Consider the following 25,454-nt stretch of genomic DNA (forward strand, 5'->3'; position numbering starts at 1 on the left):
TGAGTCGAGTACGAGTCGCAGAGTTACAGGCACGGTAACCGCCCGGAACACTCCCCTTTTCGTGCATCGCAAGCAGGTCAGGCCTCAATCGTTGGAGGTCGCAAGGGAATCCCTCGTCCCACTTGATGCGAATAATGGGGAAGAGAGTAAGCAGAGCATGGTTAATTTTGTCGGCAAAATGTTCGTCGTCCTCGTGGCGATCCTGAGCGTCATGTTTCTTGGCGTAGCGATCGCTGTGTTTTCGACTCACAAGAACTGGAAGGCCACGATCGATGAGCAGCAGGCCCAGATTCAGGAGCTGCAAGCTCAGCAGGAAGCGTTTTCGACACAGTACAAACTGAACGATGCGAACCTGCAGATCGAACTCGCCGCGGCGGAGAATCAAATCGTCAAACTCGAACGCGAACGCGTGCAACTGATGCTGCGTAATGAACAGATGCAGCAACAACTCGACGACTTGACCCAACGCCGTCGCGACCTGACCACCGACATCGCGAGCACACAACGTAAGAACGATGAACTGGCGCAACAGAACGCCCAGTTGCAACAAGACATCGCCACTACCCAACAAGCAACGGGTGTGGCATTCGACGAAGCAGTTCGAGCCACGAGCGAACTGCATGATGCCAAGCTGAAGCTCGAAACCGAGCTGGAGCGTAACGCTCAACTGGTAGAGCAAGCCGGAGGAATTGAGTAACGATGAACTTAATTGGAAAGATTTTCGTGCTGGTCATCGTGCTCATGAGCCTGTTGTTCATGACACTGGCGATGGCAGTCTATTCGACCCACAAGAACTGGAAGACAGCTTACAACCAGCTGGACGCCAAGTACAAGCAATTGGACTCGGAGTACAAGCAGGCTAATAGTGCTGCACAACTTACCGAAGCACAGTTGCGAGGTCAGTTGGATGCTTCGCAGTCGGATGTCGGTCGTTTGCAAAGCGAACGGCAGTCGTTGATTGCTCGTAACGAAGACATTCAAACCGAAATCAACAACCTGAAGCAAGAGAGTCGCGACGCGACCGCTGCGGTGGCTTCGACCCAGGCGAATGCCGAACGGTTGTCGGGCGAAAACAGCGTGCTGCGTGACAACGTGATCGCTGCGAACGAAGCAGCCGATGAGTCGTTCAAGAAGACGCAAGAAGCCACGGGCAAGTTGCACGACGCGAAGCTCGAGTTGGCTAACAACATCGAATCGGTCAGCGAGCTGACTGCCGAAGTCGCCCGCATGCGGGTGCTGATGACCCGCGAAGGTCTGAACCCCGACATGCCGCTTGATAACACAGTGCCTCGCGTAGGTGGCTTTGTCAGCAGTATTCGCCGTCGGGCTGGGGACGAAATGATCGAAATCACGATTGGTTCCGACGATGGCATTCGTCCCGAACACACCGTGGAAATCTTTCGCATGACCAACGACCCGAACCAGTCGAAGTACCTTGGTCGGGCCCAGGTGCTCAGTACCGATGGCGATCGGGCTTACGCTCGCATTCTGCCTAACTTGAAGAAGGGCCGCATAGAGGAGGGCGATCGTGTCGCAACCCGACTTAACTAATGGACCTGTTCGAACGACGTCTTCCGGCCAAAAGTCGAAAGCCACCGTTTACACCGCGTTGCTCGGTATCGCAGCCATGTGTCTGGCAATCGGATGCATCATGCTGATGATCGAGATCGGTCGCTACGCTTCCGACGCCGGTGTGACCAGCGGCTGGTTTGGCGTGATCAAATAGTCGCAGGTATTCGAGAACACTCCGCGAAGCGGACTCCCAAATAACTCTACGAGGTCGACCCGTGTCGCAACCCGATCTAGAACCAACTCGCAGCATGGTGGTGCAAAAGCCAAAGAGCAACGTCTACACGGTGCTGCTCGGCATCGCCGCCCTGGCGCTGGCGGTTGGATGCGTGGCCATGCTGCTTGAAATCGTAAACTACTCCGGCAGCTTCGGCTTCTCGAGCCTGTACGATGCGATTCGTGGCCCTTCGAACTAACAAGCTTGCCGGCGACAAGCTCTCAGAGTATCGCTAAGCGAAAAACCAAGACCCCACGAGTCTGGCTCGTCGGGGTCTTATTAATGAGTTGTTCGCTATCGATGGCTAAAGTCGCTGTGGGGGCTACTCGCCAGCCACCGCACCATCGTCGCCAGGTTGGCGAGCGCCGAGTTCCTGGTCCAACGCCAAGAGCGACGCGGGGTCGTCTTTGACCATTTCAAACTTATGCACAATGTCGCGGGCCGACTTCTCTTCTTCGACCTGCTCCTTGATGAACCATTCGAGCTCCACCAGCGCTGCAAAGGCCTTTTCCTGGAAGGCTAGCTCGTAGAGCTGTTCGATCTGTTCGGTGACCGACTGTTCCTGAGCGTAAGCAGTGCTGAACACGCCCGGCACCGAATCGAAATCGATCGTCGGCTGGGCGATTGGGCTTAGTTTGACCCGAGCGCCGCGAGCGATAAGGAACTCGTACAGCCGCATCGCGTGGGTGTACTCTTCCTGGCTTTGCACCCGCATCCACTGGGCGCAACCAGTGAACTGCTTGTGCTCGCAATAAGCACTCATCGACAGATAGCTGTAAGAAGCGAACAGCTCGTTGTTGATTTGATCGTTGATCGCGTCTGTCATGACAGACGATAGACTTGGCATGGTAAATCCCTTCGTGCAGGTACCCTTTGTTCAGGGAGGTGTCGATCCGAGGGATACAATCCTAAACAAGTAGGGCAGGGGAGCAACCGTGGGGAGGGTGATTTTCCCGGTGCTACCACTGCCCGCTTGCGGTAGGGATTGTCTACCGCCAGTGGGCCCGACTGGAGTCGAACCAGCACGCCCTTGCGGGCACATGCCCCTCAAGCATGCGCGTCTGCCTATTCCGCCACGGGCCCATAGATTTGGCTTAAACAGCCAAGCTTAAAGTGTAACCAAGTGGCCGCCGAGGTCAACCGTCGGAGGCCTTGTAGATTACTCGGCTGTTTGGGGGTTTTGGATGCGGAAATCCTCCTGCTGCAGCCGGTATTCTTTGGTATCCATCAGCGTAATGCTCAGGAACAGACCCACAAACACCAGGGCGGTCATCAGTACCATGCCGTTGATCGGCTTGTCGTGGGCCAGTTGCATGAAAATCAGGCCTACCAGCAGGGCTTTGGCCGTGGCGATCAGCAGCGTGAGCCCCACTTCGTACTGGCCGAAGTCGACCATCGTTTGCGTGGCCTGGAACACCGTGAGGATGGTCAACGCGACCAGCGCCAGGAAGGTGCCTAGCAGGACAGGAAGCGGAGTAATGTAGTGGTGATGATTATCAGACATGGTTTTATCGGCTAGCGGTCTGCAAGCGGGTGGAAAGGCGAAGCAGAACGCTCCTTATTGAATCAAGTACAACAGGGGGAACAGGTAAATCCAAATCAGGTCGACCAAGTGCCAGTACAAACCGGTGTATTCTACCGGGCCGTAGTACTCGGAGTCGAAATGCCCGCGTCCTGCGCGGCTAATGATCCAAACAAACACGCCGATGCCCGCCAGGATGTGGATGGCGTGCACGCCGGTCATGGCGTAGTAGATGCTGAAGAAGACGCCGGGGAACTTGGAGCCTTCACCGCCGTATGCCAGTGGGTCGCCAGCAGGGGCCTCGGCATCGGCCGGGGCGGCTGCTTCATCCGTAGCAGGGGCTTCCGCGGTCGTTTCGGTGTGAGCGACTTCTCCTTCGGCCGCGTGTTCTTCGGCGTGCTCCTCGCCTTCGGCATGCTCACCAGCAGTAGCGTGATGCGATGCTTGTTCTTCGTGCAGCGTGTAGGCGTTACCAGCCAGGCAGCCGACGCCGGCGCCGAACAGGGTGGCCCCCAGGGCAAACAACGCCCATTTGCCACCAGCGGCCTTGATCACCATGCTCACCACGACGAACGCAACCGCGATGCCGAGCAGCCAGAGGCCGATCGACTGCAGCGTTGCATGCGTTTCGGTAAGGTCGGGATGCGAACCATCGACGTAGGAAAAATTGCCCCGCCAGAACAATCCTTCTTTGAACTTCAGCCCATACTCTACCGACTTCACGCCCATGAACGCACCAGCGCAGAACAGCGTGAAGATCAAGTTGGTGAGCAAGCCCTTCCTATCGTTCATTTGGGCGCAACGCACCGCCCAGGCGACCGACAAGCTACTTGCCAGCAGCACCAGGGTGTTCGCGGCCCCCAGGTAGGGATTCAGGAACTGAGCGGCTTTCTCGAACACCTCAGGGTGGTTCGAGCGGTACACAGCGTACGCGCAGAACATGGCACTGAAGAACAGAACTTCGGTAGCCAGGAACAACCACATACCGAGCTTGCCGGCCTGGAACTGCTGCTCACTGGTTTCGAAGTGGTGTGCCTGAAACCGATGATGAGAATGGTCGTCAGCGTGGGCGGTGGACATGTGCGAGTAAACGTTGAGTGATCAAAAACGGATAGGAGAGACGAACTTACGACAGGCCTTAGGCAACTGGTTCGTGTTGCGGATCGGGCGTGGGAACCGCGACCGGTTTCGGTCGGTAGCCCCCTTCGTTGGCATCGTATTCCAGGTAATCGTAGACGTAAGGATCGTCGACCGTGGGAGTTTCGTCGAAATTGTGATGAATCGGCGGCGACGCACAAGTCCACTCGAGCGTTGCACCGCCCCAGGGGTTCTTGGGAGCCTTGCGACCCCAGATCAACGCGGCAATCAGCACGCCAGCGGCCAGGAACAAACCGGCTCCCAGCACCATGGCACCGCCGGTCGAAACCCGGTGCAGGTGAGTAAAGCTGCCGAGCAGTTCGTCGCTCACTGCAAAGCCTTCGCGTCCTTCGTACGAAGCATACCGGCGAGGCATACCGAGCGAGCCAAGGATGAACTGCGGGAAGAACGTCAGGTTAAAACCAACGAACACGAGCAGTGCCGAGATGCGGCCCCAGGTTTCGTCGTACATGCGGCCGAACATCTTGGGCCACCAGTGGAACAGAGCACCCACGAACGCGATTAGCGAACCGCCGGCCATCACGTAATGGAAGTGAGCGACCACAAAGTAGGTGTCGTGCAGCGTAACGTCGGTCGCGACCGAACCAAGGTGCAAACCGGTCAGACCACCAATGGTGAACAAGAACAGGAACGCCAGCATGTAGCACATGCCGGTGGTCAGGTAGATGTTGCCCTTGTACATCGTTGCCAGCCAGTTGAACACCTTGATGCCCGAAGGAATGGCCACGCTAAAGGTCAAACCACTGAAGATTACCGTGGTGAGCGTCGATTGGCTGGAGACAAACATATGGTGTCCCCACACCAGGAAGCCGAGGAACGCAATCGCGATGCTCGACAGGGCGATGAACTTGTAGCCGAAGATGTGCTTGCGGCAATAAACCGGCAGCAATTCGCTGACCACGCCCATGCCGGGGAGAATCATGATGTACACGGCTGGGTGCGAGTAGAACCAGAAGAAGTGCTGGAACAACACGGGGTCGCCGCCGTACTTGGGATCGAAGATGCCGATGTGCAGTGCGGCTTCAGCAGCGAGCAGCAGCACGGTGATGCCGAGCACTGGGGTCGCCAGCAGCTGAATGATACCGGTAGCGTACAACGACCACAGGAACAGCGGCATCTTGAACCAGGTCATCCCTGGGGGACGCATCGTGTTGATCGTGACCACGAAGTTCAGGCCGGTGAAGATCGAGCTAAAACCGAGGATGAACACACCCATCGTGGCGCACAACACTGGGGCTTGGCTGGTTTCGGAGCTATATGGGGTATAGAACGTCCACCCGGTATCCAGGCCGGAGAACAACAGCGAAGCCAGGAAGAAGAACGCGCCGATTACCCACAGGTAGAAACTCGCGAGGTTCATCCGGGGGAAGGCGACGTCTTTCGCACCGAGCATGATCGGCAGGAAGAAGTTGCCCAGCGAAGCGGGAATGCTCGGCACGATGAACAAGAACACCATGATCGCCCCGTGCAGGGTGAACAACTGGTTGTACATGTCCTCGGTGAACCAACCACCAGCAGGAGTCCACAGATGGATGCGAATCGCCAGGGCGAACAGACCACTGAGCATCAGGCTCAGGCAGATGCCCACCAGGTACATCACACCAATCCGCTTGTGATCAAGCGTAAACACCCACGAGGCAATCGACTTACCAGCAGTCAGATAGTTCTCTGACGAGTGGTCATGGTCGGCATGTTGAGCGGTTGCGGTAGCCATTATTGTTGGTCTCCTGCTTCGGGAGCATCGGTCTCTGGTTTATCTGTTTCCGGACTATCCGTCTCGGCTGTATCGGTCGAGGCATCCTGTTCGCCATTCTCGGCGGCTTCGGCAGCCGCTTCGGCTTCTTCACGCGATGGGCCGTCGTACTTGCCAGCCAATTCCTTCATGTATGCGGTAATCGCATTTACTTCTTCATTGGAGACCAGCGAAGGAGGATAGGCCGACATCTTTACGCTCTCGTAGCCAGCACGAATTTTGGCCTGAGGCTTGCGAATCGACTCCATCACGTAGTTGTCCATCGCAGGAATATCGCTGGGGTCGATCGAGTCGCCGCCGACAAACGTCTTTGGCTTGGCAGGATCGTACACGTCCTTCCACGAGGGACCACCGCCGGCGATCGAGCTTCCGTCGTCCGTATGACAGGCCTTGCAGCCCTTCTTTGCCCAGAGTTCCTTCCCCCAGTCGGGAGGATAGGCAGGCGGTGTGCTGAGTTTGTTGAGTTGTTCCTGGAAGGCCGCATCGTCCTGGTGCACCACGACGATGCTGTTCATGTTCGAGTGGTCACGGCCGCAGTATTCGGCGCAGAACAGGTCGTAGCTACCTGGCTCGGTGGCTTCGAACCATTGGTAGGTGTAACGTCCAGGCACGCAGTCCATCTTCGCGCGGAACGCGGGGATGTACAGGCTGTGGATCACATCGCGAGATTCCTGCTTCAGTCGAATCGGCCGATTAGGTGGTACGTGCAGCACATCGGAGCTCGCTCCGTTGGGATACACGAAGTTGAAGTTCCACTTCGAGGCGACCACCCGGATTTCATAGGCATCCGCCGGAGGGGTTCGCATGTCCATGAACAGGGTGAAGCTCATGAAGAAGATAAGCGCGAGCAGCAATACGGGAATGACCGACCAGATGATTTCCAACGCATTGTTGTGCGAGGGCGAGGGCTGCTCGGTGTGGCCTGGCCGCGCGCGGTATTTCACCACGAATGTCACCATCAATGTGACGACCAGCACGAAGAAGAAAATGCTGATCCAGGTGACCACGTCGTACACGAAGTCGACGTGCTGGCCAGTGGTGGTTGGGGAATTCCCCATCCACACTCCGGCGAGTGGCAGGGCCGGCAAAGTTGTAAACGTGTCGCTTGCGAACATTTCTAACACCTTATGAACCACCAAAACACGGGGCGACTATCGCGGATCACTGCGCGGGCTACGCGGTAATCGTTTCCTGCGTGTCGGTGGAATCTGTGGAATCACTCTCTGTGGATTTTGTGGACCGACGGCGATGAAGCCAGTAGGGAGCCAGCGCCAGGCCGAGCACCAACACCGTGGCCGCAGCGCCGAGTTTCATGATGCCAACCGCTTGCGGGGCGTACTTGCCTTTGGTGTGGTCGTACACGAAGCAGGTCAGCAGGATTTGATCGACCGTGCTGCCAACTTTGCCGTCGGCGGCTTCGACCATGCTCAAACGCAGGGTCTTGGCTTCGTAGCCGAGCCCATTGATGTATCGCGAAACCACCCCCTCGGGCGTGACGATCATCAACGTGGCGGGGTGGGCGAACTCGCCGGTCGATTCGACGAAGTTGTAGCGATAGCCAACCAGGTCGGCCAGTTTGTGGATGTTCTCGTCGTTGCCGACCAGGAAGTGCCAGCCATGCGAGGTGCCGGGACGATCGTATTGCTCGCTGTAACGCTTGTGCGTTAGCTTGGCCCGCTCGGGTTGTTCCCGCGGATCGATGCTAACGCTGACGATGTCGAACTCGCGACCGATGGAGAAGTTCTCCATGCCGGGATCGTTGAGCGCCCGCACCAGGTCGTTCAGTTGCTGACCGCAGAGCATCGGGCAGTTCGAGTAGTTGAGTAGCAGCAGCACTGGCTTTTCGCCATTCATGTAGCTGCCGAGGGTGACCGCTTCGCCCTCTTCGTTGCGGAACGCTAGGTCGAGCGGCAATTGTACGCCGAGGTTTTCTTCAACGCCGACGCCGACCATTTCGTCCGGCGTTTCGTCGCCCGCTTCGATCACCACCCCGACCGCTGGGCCTGCGCATAGCAGCATGCCAACCGCGAAGAGCGGTAGAATCAGCGAACGTCGGATCGTGGGGAAAGCGTTCATAATACTTTGGGGGTAAGAAACTCTATGCCAGGCGGCCACGAGTGGCGAATCGCACGGCCGCTACTTGCTGCTGAACTCCTGAAGGGTCAATTCCTTTGCCCGCGAAATGGGTACCGAGAGCGTAGTGCCCTCGCCATCGAGCCACCGAACCTGGCCGGTGAGCTTATCCTTTTGGTTGTTGATCTCTGCCACGGATTCGTCGTAGTTGATGTACGACTTTTCCGAACGCTGCTCGGCCGAGTAAAGGTTGTACAGTCCGTAGAGACCGAAAATCAAAACCGTGGTGATGATCACCGATACCAAACCCCAGGTAACGAGGGCCTGAACATCGATGTCGTCGCCAGGAGTGACGTCAGCGGCAGTGTTGGTGGTTTCGGACATGGTCAAACCGACAGGACAGGGTGTGTAGTGGTGTATTGGATTTTAGCGCGTCAGTGGGAGGTATCAAACGATACGGACCAGCGACTAGTGGTTTTCGAACGCGAGCGAGTCGGCCAGGCGGGGGTCGCGAACCGGCACCAGCCAGTTGCCCGAGGCAATGTACATGAGCGATGCCGCGTAGAGCAGGCCAACGCCCGCCATGGTTCCCGCGTAGATCACGATGCTTTTAAAGCCGATATCCCAGCTAGTTAACTCAGGCTCAGGGGCAATGATGTAGTACAGGTCGAACCAGTGCATCACCAGCATATAGATACCCCAGCCAGCCAGCAGTGTCTTTTGCCGGCGGACAAAGCGCGACATGATGCCGAGGAACGGGATGATCAGGTGGAACAGGAACAGAAGTCCGGTCGCCCAACCAAGTCCGGTGTTCGTGGGATCGATGTGACGCACTGCGTACCATTGCACTTCTTCAGGGATCGCCGCGTACCAGATCAGCAGGAACTGACTGAACGCGATGTAGCCCCAGAAGAACACAAAGCCGAACAGCAACTTACCAAGATCATGGCGATGCTCTTCGGTAATGGTATGCGTCAAAATGTCGCGGGACTGCAAACGCCAGACAACCACCGACAGTAGTGCGAAGATCGATACCGCACAGCCAGCGAAGTAATAGACGCCGAAGATGGTGCTGAACCAGGTAGGGTTCAGGGTCATCAGCCAGTCCATCGAGGCGAAGTTGATGGTCAAAGCGAACACCAGCATGGCAGGGCCGCTCCACCAACGCAGCGGTGCCATCGGTTCGTTGTCGCTAGCACGATCCTGTGCGACCGAGCGAGTGTAGTAGTAGCGGGCGATCAAGAACCAGACCACGAAATAGAAGACTTGCCGACCGACGAAGAACGTGGGATCGAGCCAAATCTGCTTCGGTTCCGCCAGCTTGGCTAATTCCGCAGGGGGAGCCCAAGGATACAGTTCGGCGTTGCCGCTGAAGATCAGTGCGAGGATGGCGATGAAGAACAATCCGCAAACGCCGATGCCCATGGAAATGATCTCGCCAAGTCGGCGAAGCACCACGCCCCAGCGAGCACCGGTAAGGTGCTGCACGACCACGAAGAACAAACCACCGAGCGAAATGCTGGTGCAGTAAACCACTGCAATCAGGTACGCGTGCCAGAACACCGACGAGCTGTCGCTGCTGCTCCAGAACGCGGTACCACCCAGGGCGAGCGCACCGAGAATCAACAACGGCCCAAAAGCGATCCGCTTGAGATCGGGATTGGCCCGCCGACGCTCGGTGCTATCGTTGATCCAGGTATCGATGGAAGTCGTATGTGCCATGTTTATTCGACTGATTGAACGTAGGGCGGGAAGCCCGCCAGCACGCTTAAAGGAGGATGGAGTAAGTACTGTCCAGGTAAGTTACTTGAGCGAGGCCAGTTCTTGTTCACTAAGTTCATCGGGAGTTACTAGGCGGCTCTTCTGTAGTGCTTTGATGTACAACACAATCGCCCAGCGGTCTTTCACCGAGATTTGCTGCTTGTAACCTGCCATGCGGCCACGCATCGGGGTGCCGTCCTTGGTCCAGTCGCCAATGTTGCCATTGCTGATGGTGTCGAACAGTTGGCCAACCGGGTACTTCACCACTGCTTCGTTATGAATGGAAGTAGGAGGCGCCCAGGTGGCGAGCTGCTCGCGGGCGATGGCACGCTGGTGCACGAGCCCGTCGCCGTCGCCGGCGTAACCGTGGCACACCGCACAGTAGATGTTGTATTGACGCTCGCCGCGCTCCATGAGGTCGCTGTCGACGGTAATGGCCTCGGGGAACTCGCTCACCCAGTTGTAGTGGGGAGCCGCAGGGGCTTCGGCCTCACCACCCTCGGCAGGGGCCGCTTCGTCGGTCGCGGGTTGCGATTCTTCCGCAGTCGGCTCTTCGGCGGGGGCTTCGTCCGCAGGTTCTGCGGCTGGCTCGGCTGCAGGTTCTTCCTGCATGTCGGTCGATTTCTCGGCGGGAGCTTCAGTGGTTTCGTCCGCTGGCTGGTCAGCAGACTCCTCCTCAGCTGGCTCCTCGGCGGGGGCTTCGTCGGCGTCAGCGGGAGTCTCTTCGGCAGGCTCTTCCGCGGGAGGCTGTTCGCCGGTGCCTTCTTCTTGCAGCAGCAAGGCGGTCTCGAAGGTTGGCTCGCTAGCAGGGATGTAGCCAAGCTCCAGGGCCGGATCAATCACACCGCGCCCGCGAGCGACGGTTCCTTCGACTGGCAATCGTGCCGAACGACCATCCTTGAACAACGAATCGGGGATGGTGGTCTGGGCTTTGTACTTGGGTTGGTAGTCCATGTCCCACCAGATCGACAGCCGTGGCGTCGACGTGTGAACGTTGCGGTTCATGGCGACCAGGCCGAGCGGAATCAAACCGGCGACCATCAGCACGGCTCCAACCGGTACGATCCAGCTTGGCATTGGAGTGGTCGGTTGGTCGTAGAGTGCTTCGACATGCACCGCCCCGATGGCTTCGAACGCCGAGGTAATCGACTCGGTGGCAAACTGAGGATCGTCTTCCTCGATCAGCAGGAAGAACTTGTCGTTGGTCGCCCGGGTGAACCGCTCGTTGCGGAACAGCGGGTTTGAGAACTTCGGCAGTTTATTGAATGCAATCATGCCCAGGAACGCGGTGAACGCACTGAACAGCACGATCAGTTCGAACGTCACGGGAATGTTGGCTGGCAAACTCCAGGAAGGCTTACCGCTGATGCCGTAGTCGTAACCGCTGAGCGGAAATGGCGCTTCGAAAGCGTTCATGTACCACTGCATCAACAGGGCGACAGCACACCCCGTGAGACCGGCACCCAGCACCACCCAGGGAAGGATGGGCTTCGGCGCAGCCAGGGCGTCGTCGATGCCGTGCACCGGGAACGGCGAGTAGGCTTCGACCTTGCGGTAGCCCTTTTCGCGAATCGCACGCGCTCCGGCCACGAGTTGCTCGGGGCCAGCAAACTCGCCGAGCACCCCAATGACCTTGGGCTCGTACTTGGCGGGTTCGGGTTTAGTATCGTGATGGGACATAGTCGTATGCGTGGTAATTAAGCGTGCCGCGATGGGCACCCATAAAGTCGTGAACGATTAATGGTGGTCCGCCAGGTCGGGGTGATGGGCCTGCTCGTGGGCCATCACGCCTTTGACTTCCGCCATGGCTACGATTGGTAGGAATCGCAGGAACAGCAGGAACAGCGTAAAGAACAATCCAAAGCTGCCGATCAGCATGCCGTAGTCGACCCAGGTCGGGCTAAAGGCATTCCAGCTACTCGGCAGAGCGGTTCGTTCGAGGGTGGTGACCACAATCACGTACCGTTCGAACCACATGCCGATGTTCACAAAGATCGACACGATGAACATCAATATTGGGGTGGAACGGAACTTCTTGAACCAGAACAACTGCGGCATGAACACATTGCAGATGAACATCGTGTAATAAGCGGGCCACTGCAGACCGAACATGCGGTTGATGAACGCGTCTTGCTCGCCGGCGACACCGCTGTACCAGGCCATGAAGAATTCGGTGGTGTAACCGAGGCCGACCATGGTGCCGGTGGCTAGCAGAATCTTGCAGATGTTCTCCAGGTGCTGGTCGGTCACTACGTGTTGGAGTCCGTACCATTTGCGACACGGAACCATCAGCGTGATCACCATCGCAAAACCACTGAACACCGCACCCGCGACGAAGTAGGGTGGGAAGATCGTGGTGTGCCAACCAGGTAGCTGGCTCACGGCAAAGTCGAAGCTCACGATCGTGTGCACCGACAACACCAGCGGAGCGGCCAAGGCCGACAGCAAGGTGTAAGCCTTTTCGTACACACGCCATTGCGATGCGCTGCCGGTCCAACCCAGCGAAGCGATGCCGTAAGCGAGTTGGCGGATCTTGCCATTCGCCCGGTCACGCAACGTGGCGAGATCGGGAATCATGCCCATGTACCAGAACACGAGCGACACCGAAGCATAGGTACCCACCGCGAAGACGTCCCACAACAGCGGACTGCGGAAGTTGGGCCACATGTACAAGTGCGTGGTCGGTAGCGGGAACAGGAAGTACGCAAACCAAACGCGACCAATATGGATACCGGGGAACGTACCGGCGCAAACCACCGCGAAGATGGTCATCGCTTCGGCAAAGCGGTTGATACTGGTCCGCCAGTTCTGGCGGAAGATAAACAGAATGGCCGAAATCAGCGTACCCGCGTGACCAATACCGACCCAGAACACGAAGTTCACGATCGGAAAGGCCCAGAAGATCGGGCTCGTGTTACCCCACACACCAACACCGGTGAAGATCAGGTAAGCGATCAACGCCGAGAACATGCCAGCCAGTGAAGCACTAATGAAGAAGCTGAACAACCAAGCGGTCGGAGTCTTTTGGACTTCCTGCTCGTTGATCGCGCAGATCGATTCGGTGACCGACTCGTAAGTCTGGCCCTTCTCCACAAGCGGCGGATTCACCCACCGGGGATCTTTTTGATCAGCGACCGGTACCGGACCGCCATTCACTACGTAGTCAGCCGTTGCCATAAGGTTCGCTCGTATTATCCAATGATCGGAAGCGTCCACGGATCGCGACTGGCGGTCGATTCGCCGTTCGCGGATGCGTGATCGTTACCTTCGTTTTCGTGGGAGTGGCTTTCGCCTTCTTCACTCGAGTGGGTGTCGTGCCCAGCTTCGTGGTGTTCTTTCTCGACCACCGGCAAAGCGAGGCCAGGATGCGGATTCAATACCTTGGCCAGGTACTTGTTCCGCGGACGAACATCCAACTCGGCTAGCATGCCGTAGGCCCGAGGGTCAGCGTGGGTGTTGCTCACGCGACTGTCCTTGTCGTTCAAGTCGCCGAACTCGATCGCCCGAGTGGGGCAAGCTTGTTGGCAAGCGGTTTGAACGTCGCCGTCTTGGATCGGCTCGCCAGTGATGCGTACGTCGGTACGGGCCTTGGCGATGCGCTGGGTGCAGAACGTGCACTTTTCCATCACACCGCGGGAGCGGACCGTTACTTCCGGGTTGTTGGCCAGCTGAATCAGCTGGTTCTCCGACTTCTCCATGTAGCCGGTCATGTGGAAGTAGTTGAAGCGACGCACCTTGTAAGGGCAGTTATTCGCACAATAACGCGTGCCGACACAGCGGTTGTAAACCATGTCGTTCAGGCCTTCGTCGGAGTGCACCGTGGCCGCCACCGGGCAGACCTGCTCGCAAGGAGCACTTTCGCACTGCTGACAGGTAACCATCTGCGTGGCGACGCTCGGGCTGGCGGGGTCGTCCTTCTTGAAGTCGTCGGGCATGCCGTGGAAGTAGCGGTCGATGCGAATCCAGTGCATCTCGCGACCAGCAAGCACTTGTTCCTTGCCGACCACTGGCACGTTGTTCTCGCTTTGGCAAGCAAGCATGCAAGCGTTGCAGCCGATGCACTTGTTGAGGTCGACCGACATGCCCCAAGCATTGGTCTGATCGCGCCAGGTGCGATCGGGGAACAGCGGATCGGTCTCGACGATGTGCACTTCGTGCGCGGCGAAGTCGGGGGTCTCGTTGTAGTATTCGAGTGGCCGTTCGCGGACGAGTTCATGGATGCGACCCGCGATGATCTCCAGGCCAACCGTGTCGATGGCAAAGTGATCCTGCGTGGTCGCCAGCTTGTACTGCGTGCCGGTTGGCTTGGTCTTCACTTCGGTGGCAACGTACATGGCCTCCGAGGTGCGAATCGGGTAAACGTCCGAGCCGACCTTGATTGCGTTGCCTTCGCCGAAGGGGCTCCACCAGCGACGGAAACGGGGGATTTCCAATCCTTCTTCGGTAGTCGCTTCGGCACCACCCACGGCACCCGCAGCGGTCCGGCCGTAACCGAGTTGCACGCCGATCGAACCGTTGGCCTGACCGGGAAGCACGTACACGGGAAGCTTCACGCTGGCTTCGCCAACGGTGATGTCGAGCACCTCGTTCTGCTTCACGCCAAGCGTGTCGGCGGTGAGCGGGCTGACGATCGCGACGTTGTCCCAGCAGACCTTGGTGATGAAGTTGGGCGTTTCCTGCAGCCAGCCATTGTTGGCAAAGCGGCCGTCGTAGGTGCTGGTCGAAGGCATGAAGACCAGTTCCACCTGAGCCGCATCGGTCTTGCCGACCGACTCGAGGTTCAGGCCATCGACGAGCGACGCGTTGGAAACCGTGAGCACGCTGCTATCGACAAAACCGTCGTCCAGCAGTTTGCGCCAAGCGTCGACCGTTAGTTCCGAAGCCAAGGTGCTGGCCAGCGCTTCGCGAGCGAGCGTTTGTGGGTCGGCTGCATCCACGCCGGCGAGCTTCGCCAGCAGTTGGAGCGGAGTGATGGTTTCGAAGATCGGCTCGATCATCGGCTGGGTCGTGCTAGGCAGACCTTCGTAGCTCACGACGTCGCCCCACGACTCGAACGGATGGCTCATCGGCAGGTGCCATTGGCACTTGTCCGAAGTCTCGTCCTGGTAGTAGCCCAGGCGAATCGTCTCGACCAGCTTGTCGATCTTCTCGCCGAGCTTCAGGTTGGCCGGAGCATCGTAAACCGGGTTGCCACCGACGATGACGAGCGTATCGATCGAACCTGCGTCGAGTGCGGCCGACAGCTCGTCGATGGTGCCTCGCTCAACCGCCGGCGCTGGCTCGTCGGTCATCACGACGGTCTTGCCGAGGTTGCCGAGCATCGCGTTCAGCTCGAACGCCATCGCGTGCACTTCAGGGGACTGACCAGGGCCCACTGCTACCACGCTTTGGCCTTGGTTCTCCGGCTTGGCCAGGTCGTCGGCCAGCGCCCACAGCACCTGCAACGCGGTGATCGGAGCCGTCTCCTCGGCGGCGAGCTCTTCCTTTTCGTGGTGGTCTTCGGCAGCGTCGACCTTGGCCTTGTGGGCCATGCGTTCGGTGATTTCTTTCGGCTCAGCGGGAGGATTGCCGTCGATGCGAGCCTTCACCCAATCGCGAACCTGCGAGAGTGCCCAACCGATGTCGGTGCTCTTCACCGCCGCACGATGGTCGGCCGAAGCACCGAGGATGCTGAACTGGCTCTCGACCGCGTAGGTGCGGCCCATCGTGGCGTGGTGCTCTTCGCCCGACAGTTCGCGAGTCGCGGCCCAGTCGCGGGCGTAGCGAGTTGCGTTGGGGTGACCACACAGTATGTCGGAGTCGAATCCGGCGATCACCTTGGTTTCGGCCAGCTTGTAGTGCGTACGAAGCCGTGAGCCGAAGGCCTGTTCGGCACCCGCCAGCTCGTTCTCACGCGTGAGCGGCGCGTACTCGTAGAGCTTGGCCTGTGGCAACGCATCGGCCACCTTCTTGGTCATGGCGTCGAGCGACAGCGACGAGCTGGGCTCCATCAAAATGGCCAGGCCGGCACCGAGCTTGCCGCGCAAGCGACCCCACTGCTCGGCGAGGTACTCGTCGAACGATTCCCAGCTCTTGTAGTCGGCCTTCGACGCGAGCCGCTGAACAACGCTGCTCGAGCGGTCGGGGTCGTACATGGTGAGCGTCGTCGCCTGCGAGAAGGCGTCGGTACCACCCAGGCTGCCGGGGTGATCGGGATTGCCTTCGACCTTGATCGGGCGACCGTCGTAGCACGACACCACCAGATGGCGCGGGGCGCCAGCCAGTTCGATACTCGTCGCGTACTTGGTGGTGGTGCCGGGGATGTAGTTCTCCGGGCGATCGGCCTGCGGCACGATCTTCTCGGTTTGCCAGCGGCAGCCGGCAACGCTCGCCAGGGCGAACGAGGCACCCATCAACTGTAGCCAACGACGTCGCGACACGCCGGCAGGATACTCCGACGCGGCCACGGGGAATTCGCGATGCACGAACTCTTGGAACTCCTGGGAGTTTTCCAGTTCGTCCAGGCTACGCCAATACTTTGGAACTTTGGTTTCGGTCATAGGTTCTACGTGTCGAGAACGCGGGTTAGCCGCGAGCGAAAGCGAAGGTTAGCGATGGCAGGTCGAGCAGTTGGTGCTGGCGTTGATGTTGGGGTACATCTTTTCCATTTCCTGCCGATGGGCTTCCATGCTGGCTGGATCATTGGGATCGGGACCACCGGTCCACGCCAGGTTGGTAATCTCGCTCTGGGGACGAAGACGTGGCACTGGGTCGCGATGGCAGTCGAGGCAGAAGCCCATCGAAAGCGACTTGTCCTGCCAAACTTGATCCATCGTGTCGATGCGGCCGTGGCACTCCACGCAGCCAACACCGCGATTCACGTGGGCCGCGTGATTGAAGTACACATAGTCGGCCAGGTCGTGCACACGTTCCCACTCCACCGGCTCGCCGGTAGCAAAGCTCTGCCGCACAGGGGCCAGCTTCAAGCTGTCGGCAAACACCGCGGTGTACTTGGTACTGCCGCTGGCATCGACGCCGCTATGGCACTTGATGCAAGTGCTAGTGGGCGGAATGGCCGCATGTGCGGCATCTTCCACCGTGTTGTGGCAGTACCGGCAGTCGAACTTCAGATCGCCCGCATGCACACGGTGGCTGAATGGCACCGGCTGCTCGGGCATGTATCCGACATTCAGCGTGGTCGGAAGCGTGAAATATGCGTAGACAAAGGCGCCGTAAGCCACCCCTGCACCAGCCCCCAGGCCGATCAGAATGACTAGTCGATTGACCCAGCTCGGAAAGTGAAAACGGTCCACAGGCACAACCTATGTGCGAATAAAATGTTCGTAGCCAGCACCACCCCCGGGCAAGAATTTGCAACCAAGAAGGCGGGAGCGGGGCCAATATCCAACGTTAAGAGCACACAGTAAACCCGAAGATTGCCTGTAAGCCAACCCTGGTCTGTGCGAAAATGCTCGCCGTGTGCTCAGTAGGATAGCGATTATGCGTGTAGATGTGACTGCGCGGTAAAACGTCACACCCAAATGGGGGGGGTGGTGGCTACGGGGCGAGCTTCTTGAGTTTCCGCTGCAGAGTCCGCCGAGGGATGTCGAGCAGCGTGGCCGCGCGGCTTAGGTTGCCGTCGCAGTCGGAGAGCACCTGCTGGATGTGGTTCCACTCCGCCTCGGCAAGCGATGGGGGATGGAACTCGTCGGTCGTCTCGGCGTGCAGCGCCGGCATCGCGTCGAACGCCGCCAGCACCTGGTCGGCATCGGCCGGCTTGGTGACATAGCCGACTGCGCCTTCCCGCATTGCATCGACCGCATTCGCGATGCTGCCGTAGCCGGTGAGCATAACCACCCGGGTTTCGGGCGACTTTTCCCGAACTAGCTTGAGTAGCGTCAGGCCCGAACCCCCGGGCATCCGCAGGTCGAGCACCGCTCGCTGGGGCCGCAGGCTCTCAAGGCGGTCGACCGCTTCTTCGTAGGTCGAGGCTTCAACGACCTCGAATTCGCGGGCGGCGAGCGCGCGGCCCATTCGCTCGCGAAGTAGCTCGTCGTCGTCCACTAGCAGCAGTTGTTCCATGATTCCCGTTATTTCGATAAGTAGACTGGATAGTCTACATTTACTTTAATCAGTTGTAGGCAACAGGACCACTGCTTGGGTACCAGATCCCCTGGTCGAGTGAATTTGCAGTTGGCCCCCTAGGCGTTCGACCACGCTGCGAGCGAGAAAAAGCCCTAAACCCATGCCTTGGCCGGGCTGTTTGGTGGTGAAGAACGGGTCGCCCGCCCGGGCGAGTACCTCGGGGCTCATGCCACCACCGCGGTCGATGATGGTGAGTTTTACGCTGTTTTCGGCCGGTTCTGCTAGTACTGTCACCACATCGGTCGAAGCATCAAGGCCGTTTTGCACCAGCCCGCGGAGCGCCTGGGAGAGGGCGACCTGCAGCACATGCAGCTTGGCCTCGGCGGCTCCCGCGCGGGGCTCGAACGTCACTCGCTCGGGGGTGGCGAGCTCGCTGGTGATCGCCTCGACCAACTGGCGGACCGTGATTTCTTTCGGCGCTTCGCCGATCGACTGCCCTGCGTCGTACGACATGCGATGCAGGATGCTGCGGCATCGCTCGATCTCACGACGCACCAGTGCCAGGTCGTCGGCAATGCCAGCCGGCAGATCGCGGCCGGCCAGTTCGCGTTGCACCTCGTTGGCCACCACCGCAATGGTCGACAGAGGGGTCGCCAGCTCGTGGGCCGCCCCGGCTGCCAGGGTGCCGAGGGCCTCGAGCTTCTCGCTGCGTGCGCGTTCGATCTCGGCCCGGCGGCGAGCTTGCTGGCTCGCCCGCAACTCGCCGGTAAGGCGGGTCATGAACCACACGATCACGCCGGAAGCTGCGATCAAGGCAACCAGGTCGCCGGTTGCAGCGAGCGGAAGCGTTTGTCCCACTCCGGTGCTGGTGAGCCGAGCAGGGTCGCTTAGCACCGGGACCTGCCAGTGACGCCAGAACAGGAAGCCCATCGCCAGGCAGGCGGCGACTTCCAGCAGCCAGGCCTTGGCGGGTTCCAGTAGCACTCCCGCGAGTGCCAGGTTAACGAAGTAAAACACTACGAACGGATTGGTTGGCCCGCCGGTCATGAACAGCATGGCCGACAGCACCAGCAGGTCGAGCAGCATCACGCCGGTGATGACGAACGACGATTGGCGAATGGCGATCTGTGGTTCGCTCGCGGCCCAGCGCACCCAGCCGGCCAGCGCGATGTTCGTCGCCGCGGTCACGGCCAACGCACACAGCAGCGGAACGACCGGCAGGTGGATCTCTAGTCCGAAAACAACAATGCCGATGGTGCCTAGCTGCCCCACAATGGCCACCCACCGCAGTTTCACCAACCACGGGGCGTTCACCGCTAATCGCGTGGCGGGGAAGTCGGTCGTAGGGGCGTTGGTCGACACAGGCATCGGTTCCAAGTGGTTAGCAGTTGGGGCTCAAGCAAAGCATAGGTCATGGCGAATTGCCCCGGTGAGTTGGGCACGGCCATTCAGCGTTCGCCGCTGCTGGTTTGCTTTGCATCCACTCTATGGTTTCGTTGGGCTTGCCGGACCGCAATAGGGTGCCTGGTGGGATAGAGGCGGCAAAAATTTGCATCCCCACCGACAATGCGGCACAATAACGCGTATCCCTCCTTTGCTGACGTTACCCCTCCTGCCCAACGTCCGAATCATGATTACTACTCGTCGACGACTGCGTGGTGGTCTTATTGTATTGCTGGTCGCTCTCGGTATCTGTCCGGTGGTTAGCCAGTATGCGTTTGCCAACGATCTCGGTAAGCAAATCTACGCCGATCAATGCGCTCACTGCCATGGTGAGCAAGGTCGTGGAACCGAAGACTATCCTTCGCCGCTCGAGGGAGAGCTTTCCTCGTTGCAACTGGCCGAGCAAGTACGGCTGACGATGCCGGAAGACAATCCCGAGTCGCTCACGCGCGACGAAGCCCGCGCGGTTGCCGATTACGTGCATGGCAGCTTTTATTCGGCGATTGCTCAAGCCCGCGACCAGCAAGCCCGAGTCGAGTTGGCCCGCCTCACCGTGCGTCAGTACCGCCGCGTGGTGGCCGACCTGGTGGAGAGTTTTCAGTACCACACCAATTGGAATCAACCTGGTGGGCTGGAAGCAATGTACTTCAATGGGCATCAACCTCAGTGGGGCGACAAAGCGGTGCTGAAGCGCGTCGACCCGACAGTCGACTTCGACTTTGGAACCGAGGTGCCCGTTGCCGAGTGCGAGAACCCTCAAGAGTATTCGATGCGTTGGACCGGTTCGGTACTGGCCGGCGAAACCGGTTGGCACGAGTTTGTCGTGACCACCGACCAGGCGTTTCGGTTGTTTGTGAACGACAATGAAAAGGCGATGATCGACGCTTGGGTGAAGAGCGGCGACGACACCGAGTTTCGCGCGAAGGTCTACCTGATGGGCGGACGCGCGTATCCCATCAAGCTCGAGTTCTCTCGCGGCAACCAAGGGGTGCAGGATAAGAACCTCAAGGACAAGTTCCAGAAGACCACGCCCGCTTCGGTGCATCTGCAGTGGGTGCCGCCGCATGGGGCGATGACCGTCATTCCTTCGCGGATGCTCTCGCCGGCCAGCTCGCCGGAGTCGTTTGTTTGCACCACGCCGTTCCCGCCCGATGATCGCAGTTACGGATGGGAACGTGGTACCACCACCTCGCGGCAATGGTTCGAAGCGGTCACTTCCGCGGCGATCGAAACCACCAACTACGTCGCCGATCATCTGAATCGTCTGGCCAATACCAAGGACGATGACGAAGCGCGCGCTGAGAAGCTCAAGACGTTTTGCGCTCAGTTTGTCGAACGCGCGTTGCGACGTCCGCTCGACGAAGACCTTCGTCTGTTCTACGTCGATCGCCATTTCGCGGAAGTCGACGACCCCGAAGTCGCGACTCGACGGGTGTTGTTGATGACACTCACCTCCGCCCGCTTCCTGTTCCGCGAAGCCTCCGGCGGCACGCCGCTCGACGACACGGCCGCGCGGCTGTCGTTCACGCTGTGGGACTCGCTGCCCGACAACGAACTCCGCGAAGCCGCCAGCGAAGAGCGACTCGCCAGCGACGAGCAACTACGCGATCAGGCGGAGCGAATGCTGTCCGACTTGCGGGCGCACTGGAAGATTCGGCAGTTCCTGTTCACTTGGTTGCACGTGGATATGGATGTCGATCTGCACAAAGACTCCCAGCGTTTTCCTGATTTCGATGCGGCGATCGTCGGCGACTTGCGAACGTCGCTCGATCTGGCGATCGACGACATCGTGTGGTCCGAGGCTTCGGACTATCGCCAGTTGTTCCTCGACGACCATGTGTTTCTCAACAACCGCCTGGCCAAGTTCTATGGTGTCGATCCGGCCGAAGATGGTGGGTTCGCCAAGATCGAACTCGACGCGGGCCGGCGGGCCGGGGTGCTTACCCATCCTTACGTGATGAGCAACTTCGCCCATACCGACATGACCTCGCCGATCCACCGCGGGGTGTTCCTGGTGCGTGGCGTGCTAGGCCAGCCACTCAAGCCGCCACCCGAGGCCGTGGCTCCGCTGCCGATTGATCTGCATCCCGACCTCACCACGCGCGAGCGGGTGACCTTGCAAACCAAGCCGCCGAGCTGCATGACTTGTCATCATGTGATTAACCCACTCGGGTTCGTGTTCGAGCGGTTCGATGCCGTGGGGCGCTGGCGCGACACCGAGCGCGACAAGCCGATCGACGATCGCGCCGAATACCAACCAGCCGATGCTCCGTTGGTGGAGTTCGCTGGTGCTCGCGATATGGCCCAGTACCTGGCCAAGAGCGACGAAGCTAGTCACGCGTTCGTAGAGCAAATGTTCCGCTTCCTGGTTCAGCAGCCGGTGCAAGCGTATGGTCCCGAGGTCGAGCAGCAACTGCATCAGTCGTTCGTCGACAACGGGTATTCCATTCGCAAGTTAGCGGTCGAAATCGCCGTTGTTGCTGGACGCACAGGTCGATAGCCTTTCCTACACTTTGGGGAGTTTCGCGATGTCTCGACAAAATTCTCGCCGTGAGTTTCTGCGCGCCATGGGACTCAGTGCCGCGGTGGCTCCGTTCGTGATGAATCGCCCCAGCCTGGCGTTTCCCGCGAGCGCGGCCCGCAAGCAGCGGCTGATCATCATCTTCACCCCCAACGGCGTCGTGCCGCCGACGTTCTGGCCCGACGAAGAAGGGGCCGACTTCAAGTTTAAGTCGAGCCTGGAGCCACTCGAACCGTTCCGCGATAAGACCCTCATCCTGCACGGAGTGAACGATGCGGTGCGGGGCGATGGCGATAGCCACATGCGCGGCATGGGCTGCTTGCTCACCGGTATCGAGCTGTTTCCCGGCAACGTGCAAGGCGGTGGCGACACCCCGGCCGGCTGGGCCAGCGGGCTGTCGATCGATCAGGAAATCAAACGCTACCTGCAGCAAAACGAAGCCACTCGCACCCGCTTTGGATCGCTCGAGTTCGGCGTGATGGTGCCGCAGCGGGCCGACACCTGGACTCGCATGGTTTACGCCGGGCCGAACAAGCCGATCGCTCCGATCGACAATCCTTACCAGATGTTCGAAAAACTCTACGGCGAAATGAAGGATCGTGAGAACATGGTCAGCGTGCTCGACGAGCTCCGCGAAGACCTGGCCGCGGTCCGCCAGATGGTGAGCGCCGAAGATCGCCAACTGCTCGAGCAGCAGGAGACCTTTGTCCGCGAGTTCGAGCAGTCGCTTAAGTCGTCGGAAGAATCGCGGGCGGAGGATCACGCCGAACCAGAATTGCCACCGGGAATCGATCGCACCAACGACCAGATGCCTGAGCTTACGCGGATGCAAACCGAGCTCTTGGTGCACAGCATGGCGAACGACTTCACGCGGGTCGCCACCTTCCAGTTCACCAACTCGGTGGGGGGCGCTCGCATGGGCTGGCTCGGCATCGAGGAAGGGCATCACGCCTTGTCGCACGAGCCCGACAGCAACACCGAAGCGATGGAAAAGCTAACCAAGATCAACCGCTGGTTCTGCGAGCAGCTCGCCCACCTGGCGAAGCGGTTGGACGAAACTCCCGAACCGGGCGGCGAAGGCTCGCTGCTCGACAATACGCTAATCGTCTGGACCAACGAACTCGGCAAGGGCAGCTCGCACACGCACAACAACACTCCGTTCGTGCTCGTCGGCGGTGGGCTCGACTTCAAGATGGGGCGTTCGCTGAAGATGGGCGGAGTGCCTCACAACCGCTTGCTCATGTCGCTGGCGGCAGGCTTCGGTTACCAGCTCGACTCGTTTGGCAATCCCGACTACTGCGGTGCCGGTCCGTTGGCCCTGGGATAACCGGGCGCCGATCCGGCTGCGAACCTTGCTTCGTGTAACCAACAATCGCAGTGTTCGTTTGCTCATCATCTGTTTGACTGCAGCCGACATCGCGTGCGGCTTTTGGCTGTTATTGCTCGTTGTGTTTGCTCCCTGATTGCAGCTTGCAAAATCACCCCCGCGTTGTTAATTTCGACAGCGTAACTCGTTTACTAAGGGGGCATCATGGGGGTAGTGATCGCGTTTGTGCCGGTTGCGGCCGGTGCGCGACTTTCGCGTGCGGCTTTCGCAGCCGATCTGGCAACCTGGGAGAACATGGTTGACCAGCCACGGATTGAGAAGCAAGACAAGACACTTTCGTTTTCGTATGGCGATAGGTTTGCCGTCGTAGGGATGATGCCCGCGTCGATTCCCGCCGACGAATTGGAAGGTCCTGTTGCAACAAGTTGGCTCTGGCCCGACGCCGAGATGGAGCTGGCTGCTCAGCGAGGTCATCTATTGGTAACCGTCGGCTCGACCGATGAGTCGGACGATCCGATCGCGCTTCGTAAGTTCCTTACCCAAGTGGTTGCTTCGGTGCTCGCGACCACCGATCAAGCGTTAGGGGTCTACGTCGGTGAAGCTGGCATGGTTGTCAGTCGCGAGTTGTACTTGCAGATCGCCCGCGAGATGCTGCCGCGCGACGTGCCGTTGCCGCTGTGGATTGATTTTCGCGTGGGGCCGGTCGACTTCGACAGCGGTTTATCCTATGGTTTCACCGACGGCCTGGAAGAACTCGGGCACATGGAATTGGTCACCGAAAACGCAAGCGAATCGCCCGGCGAGTTGCGCGAACGGATGATGAGCCTGGCCGACTACCTGCTCTCGAACGGTCCCGTGATCCGCGACGGCCACACGGTCGGCGCCGACTCGGAAGAGAAGATCACCGTCCGGTATCGCTCGTCGCCATTCGGGCACGACAGCCAAGTGATGGGGCTCGACTACTCCACCAAACGACGCCGCACCCGCAACTCGACAAAACAGAAGCGTAGCTGGTTCAGCCGATAGCCAGACACGTCGGAAGTCAGACACGTCGCTTATGGTCGATGTCTCATGCATCCTGGTTGAGGCTGTGAGAGCGTCGTAGTCGTTGATGCGCCGTCGGAGCTTAAGGGGAGCTTTGCTTTCATAGTTGTCCGAAAGTCTTGGGTTATCCAACTGCTAACAGGAATCGTAATGAATAACCTTGAAGAGAAATTCGCTAAAATCATCCAGTATTACAGTGAGGGGTTTGTTACTGAAAGGGAATTGGCACCGATTTTTGTGGAGCAGCTTACAAGTAGCCGGAGAGAAAGCGACGCTAAAGAGTTAATTAGCATGTTTCCGGAATCGGTTCAGCCTGTCATGCGAACGTGGATTTTAAAGCAAGCGGAGCAACCTTCCGGTTACACTCCAATTCTCATTGGTGGCAAATACCCACCAGAAGAGCTAAAGCGCGTTCGTGATTCACTGTGCGAGATCGCGAGAGTGCTCGAACAGGACTAACCTTCGGAGAGATTATCCGATACCCCATGCCGGCAGTGTGGGGTAGAGGCTCTAGGGTGCCAAGCGGGGGCGGCTGTTGGTTGTGCCCGGTCTCTTTTGCCTATACGTTAAGATAGTGCGAGCATCGCAGTTGTCGGTGCGGTCGCGGCTTTAGAGGAAATCGCCACCGGCTGCTGTCCGAAAGTATTGGGCTATCGCAGATAGAAAACCAAGGGCCACAGAAATGACATGGATTTCCTGCTTTGCTCTTACGCTTTTTGCAGTGTTACTTAAGCTATCCAATGCAGATGGTACAGGTAGTTTCCTTTCACCACATGTGCCCGGTCCATATCAAGGGCTGCTGGTTATTTTTCTAGCAATAGTAGGTGTGCCCTTGGTAGCGGCCTACGAAGTGATGGGACTTCGCGAGAAGCAAGCCGCTCCTAATAAGTATCTATTCTGGACAGTGCTGCCATTGATCGCAATGTACTGCGTAATTTTTTTGATTGTCCCTCGAATGTGACTATAACTTTTTACCGCGATAACTCTGAAGTGGATCCCACT

At 58.8% G+C, this 25,454-nt stretch carries 23 protein-coding genes and 1 tRNA gene; 9 read left to right on the forward strand and 15 right to left on the reverse strand.

The annotated features are described in order from the left end of the window. The first annotated feature begins 157 nt into the window (after positions 1-157). The 4 genes from Pan181_RS00755 (at position 158) to Pan181_RS00770 (ending at position 1,985) form a co-directional block, all read left to right on the forward strand. Positions 158-697, forward strand: a complete 540-nt coding sequence (locus tag Pan181_RS00755) for a hypothetical protein (RefSeq protein ID WP_145245017.1) — start codon at positions 158-160, stop codon at positions 695-697. 2 nt (positions 698-699) lie between these two features. After that, a complete protein-coding gene (locus Pan181_RS00760; RefSeq protein ID WP_145245018.1) occupies positions 700-1,551 on the forward strand; it encodes a hypothetical protein in 852 nt (283 codons plus the stop codon). Next, positions 1,529-1,726, forward strand: coding sequence for a hypothetical protein (locus tag Pan181_RS00765; RefSeq protein WP_145245019.1), 198 nt, complete (start codon positions 1,529-1,531; stop codon positions 1,724-1,726). The genes Pan181_RS00760 and Pan181_RS00765 overlap by 23 nt, the downstream gene beginning before the upstream one ends. Positions 1,727-1,787: 61 nt before the next feature. Next, complete coding sequence (locus Pan181_RS00770; protein ID WP_145245020.1) at positions 1,788-1,985, forward strand: hypothetical protein; 198 nt, start codon at positions 1,788-1,790, stop codon at positions 1,983-1,985. A gap of 123 nt (positions 1,986-2,108) precedes the next feature. Here the strand turns inward: Pan181_RS00770 and Pan181_RS00775 are convergent, their stop codons facing one another. The 15 genes from Pan181_RS00775 to Pan181_RS00845 all read right to left on the reverse strand — a co-directional run bounded on the left by Pan181_RS00775 (position 2,109) and on the right by Pan181_RS00845 (position 19,485). After that, positions 2,109-2,633 carry a ferritin gene (locus tag Pan181_RS00775; protein ID WP_145245021.1) on the reverse strand — a complete coding sequence of 175 codons (525 nt, stop codon included), beginning with the start codon at positions 2,631-2,633 and terminating at the stop codon, positions 2,109-2,111. A 152-nt stretch (positions 2,634-2,785) separates the two neighbouring features. After that, a tRNA-Leu gene (locus tag Pan181_RS00780) sits at positions 2,786-2,869 on the reverse strand. Between the two features lie 76 nt (positions 2,870-2,945). Beyond that, a complete protein-coding gene (locus Pan181_RS00785) occupies positions 2,946-3,290 on the reverse strand; it encodes a cytochrome C oxidase subunit IV family protein (protein WP_145245022.1) in 345 nt (114 codons plus the stop codon). A 54-nt stretch (positions 3,291-3,344) separates the two neighbouring features. Continuing rightward, the gene (locus Pan181_RS00790; RefSeq protein WP_145245023.1) at positions 3,345-4,388 is read right to left on the reverse strand and encodes a cytochrome c oxidase subunit 3; all 1,044 of its coding nucleotides are present in this window, start codon (positions 4,386-4,388) and stop codon (positions 3,345-3,347) included. Positions 4,389-4,446: 58 nt separating this feature from the next. Continuing rightward, on the reverse strand, positions 4,447-6,180 hold the full coding sequence (locus Pan181_RS00795; protein WP_145245024.1) for a cytochrome c oxidase subunit I: 1,734 nt from the start codon (positions 6,178-6,180) through the stop codon (positions 4,447-4,449). Further along, positions 6,180-7,334, reverse strand: coding sequence for a cytochrome c oxidase subunit II (gene coxB, locus Pan181_RS00800; protein ID WP_145245025.1), 1,155 nt, complete (start codon positions 7,332-7,334; stop codon positions 6,180-6,182). Before coxB ends, Pan181_RS00795 begins: the two co-directional genes overlap by 1 nt. A 58-nt stretch (positions 7,335-7,392) precedes the next feature. Then, the gene (locus Pan181_RS00805; RefSeq protein ID WP_145245026.1) at positions 7,393-8,295 is read right to left on the reverse strand and encodes an SCO family protein; all 903 of its coding nucleotides are present in this window, start codon (positions 8,293-8,295) and stop codon (positions 7,393-7,395) included. Positions 8,296-8,355: 60 nt separating this feature from the next. Further along, positions 8,356-8,676, reverse strand: coding sequence for a hypothetical protein (locus Pan181_RS00810; protein ID WP_145245027.1), 321 nt, complete (start codon positions 8,674-8,676; stop codon positions 8,356-8,358). Between the two features lie 84 nt (positions 8,677-8,760). Then, entirely contained in the window at positions 8,761-10,014 is a 1,254-nt protein-coding gene (locus Pan181_RS00815; RefSeq protein WP_145245028.1) for a quinol:cytochrome C oxidoreductase, read from the reverse strand. Positions 10,015-10,095: 81 nt separating this feature from the next. Then, positions 10,096-11,733, reverse strand: coding sequence for a quinol:electron acceptor oxidoreductase subunit ActD (locus tag Pan181_RS00820; RefSeq protein ID WP_145245029.1), 1,638 nt, complete (start codon positions 11,731-11,733; stop codon positions 10,096-10,098). Between the two features lie 57 nt (positions 11,734-11,790). After that, the gene (gene nrfD, locus Pan181_RS00825; protein ID WP_145245030.1) at positions 11,791-13,230 is read right to left on the reverse strand and encodes an NrfD/PsrC family molybdoenzyme membrane anchor subunit; all 1,440 of its coding nucleotides are present in this window, start codon (positions 13,228-13,230) and stop codon (positions 11,791-11,793) included. 14 nt (positions 13,231-13,244) lie between these two features. Then, positions 13,245-16,592 carry a TAT-variant-translocated molybdopterin oxidoreductase gene (locus Pan181_RS00830; protein WP_145245031.1) on the reverse strand — a complete coding sequence of 1,116 codons (3,348 nt, stop codon included), beginning with the start codon at positions 16,590-16,592 and terminating at the stop codon, positions 13,245-13,247. A 48-nt stretch (positions 16,593-16,640) separates the two neighbouring features. Then, the gene (locus Pan181_RS00835; RefSeq protein ID WP_145245032.1) at positions 16,641-17,345 is read right to left on the reverse strand and encodes a cytochrome c3 family protein; all 705 of its coding nucleotides are present in this window, start codon (positions 17,343-17,345) and stop codon (positions 16,641-16,643) included. A 244-nt stretch (positions 17,346-17,589) separates the two neighbouring features. Then, the gene (locus Pan181_RS00840; RefSeq protein WP_145245033.1) at positions 17,590-18,114 is read right to left on the reverse strand and encodes a response regulator transcription factor; all 525 of its coding nucleotides are present in this window, start codon (positions 18,112-18,114) and stop codon (positions 17,590-17,592) included. Positions 18,115-18,159: 45 nt separating this feature from the next. After that, entirely contained in the window at positions 18,160-19,485 is a 1,326-nt protein-coding gene (locus Pan181_RS00845) for an ATP-binding protein (RefSeq protein WP_145245034.1), read from the reverse strand. Positions 19,486-19,747: 262 nt separating this feature from the next. On the opposite strand from Pan181_RS00845, the gene Pan181_RS00850 reads away from it, so the two are divergent. The 5 genes from Pan181_RS00850 (at position 19,748) to Pan181_RS26435 (ending at position 25,413) form a co-directional block, all read left to right on the forward strand. Beyond that, the gene (locus tag Pan181_RS00850; RefSeq protein WP_145245035.1) at positions 19,748-22,060 is read left to right on the forward strand and encodes a DUF1592 domain-containing protein; all 2,313 of its coding nucleotides are present in this window, start codon (positions 19,748-19,750) and stop codon (positions 22,058-22,060) included. A 28-nt stretch (positions 22,061-22,088) separates the two neighbouring features. After that, on the forward strand, positions 22,089-23,408 hold the full coding sequence (locus Pan181_RS00855) for a DUF1552 domain-containing protein (protein ID WP_145245036.1): 1,320 nt from the start codon (positions 22,089-22,091) through the stop codon (positions 23,406-23,408). A 204-nt stretch (positions 23,409-23,612) separates the two neighbouring features. Further along, positions 23,613-24,434 carry a DUF4261 domain-containing protein gene (locus tag Pan181_RS00860; protein ID WP_145245037.1) on the forward strand — a complete coding sequence of 274 codons (822 nt, stop codon included), beginning with the start codon at positions 23,613-23,615 and terminating at the stop codon, positions 24,432-24,434. Positions 24,435-24,602: 168 nt separating this feature from the next. Next, positions 24,603-24,911, forward strand: a complete 309-nt coding sequence (locus tag Pan181_RS00865; RefSeq protein ID WP_145245038.1) for a hypothetical protein — start codon at positions 24,603-24,605, stop codon at positions 24,909-24,911. Positions 24,912-25,134: 223 nt separating this feature from the next. Continuing rightward, positions 25,135-25,413: a hypothetical protein gene (locus Pan181_RS26435; RefSeq protein WP_231943713.1), complete on the forward strand. Its 279-nt coding sequence runs from the start codon at positions 25,135-25,137 to the stop codon at positions 25,411-25,413. Positions 25,414-25,454 lie beyond the last annotated feature (41 nt).

This window comes from Aeoliella mucimassa, assembly GCF_007748035.1.
Classification (GTDB): domain Bacteria; phylum Planctomycetota; class Planctomycetia; order Pirellulales; family Lacipirellulaceae; genus Aeoliella; species Aeoliella mucimassa.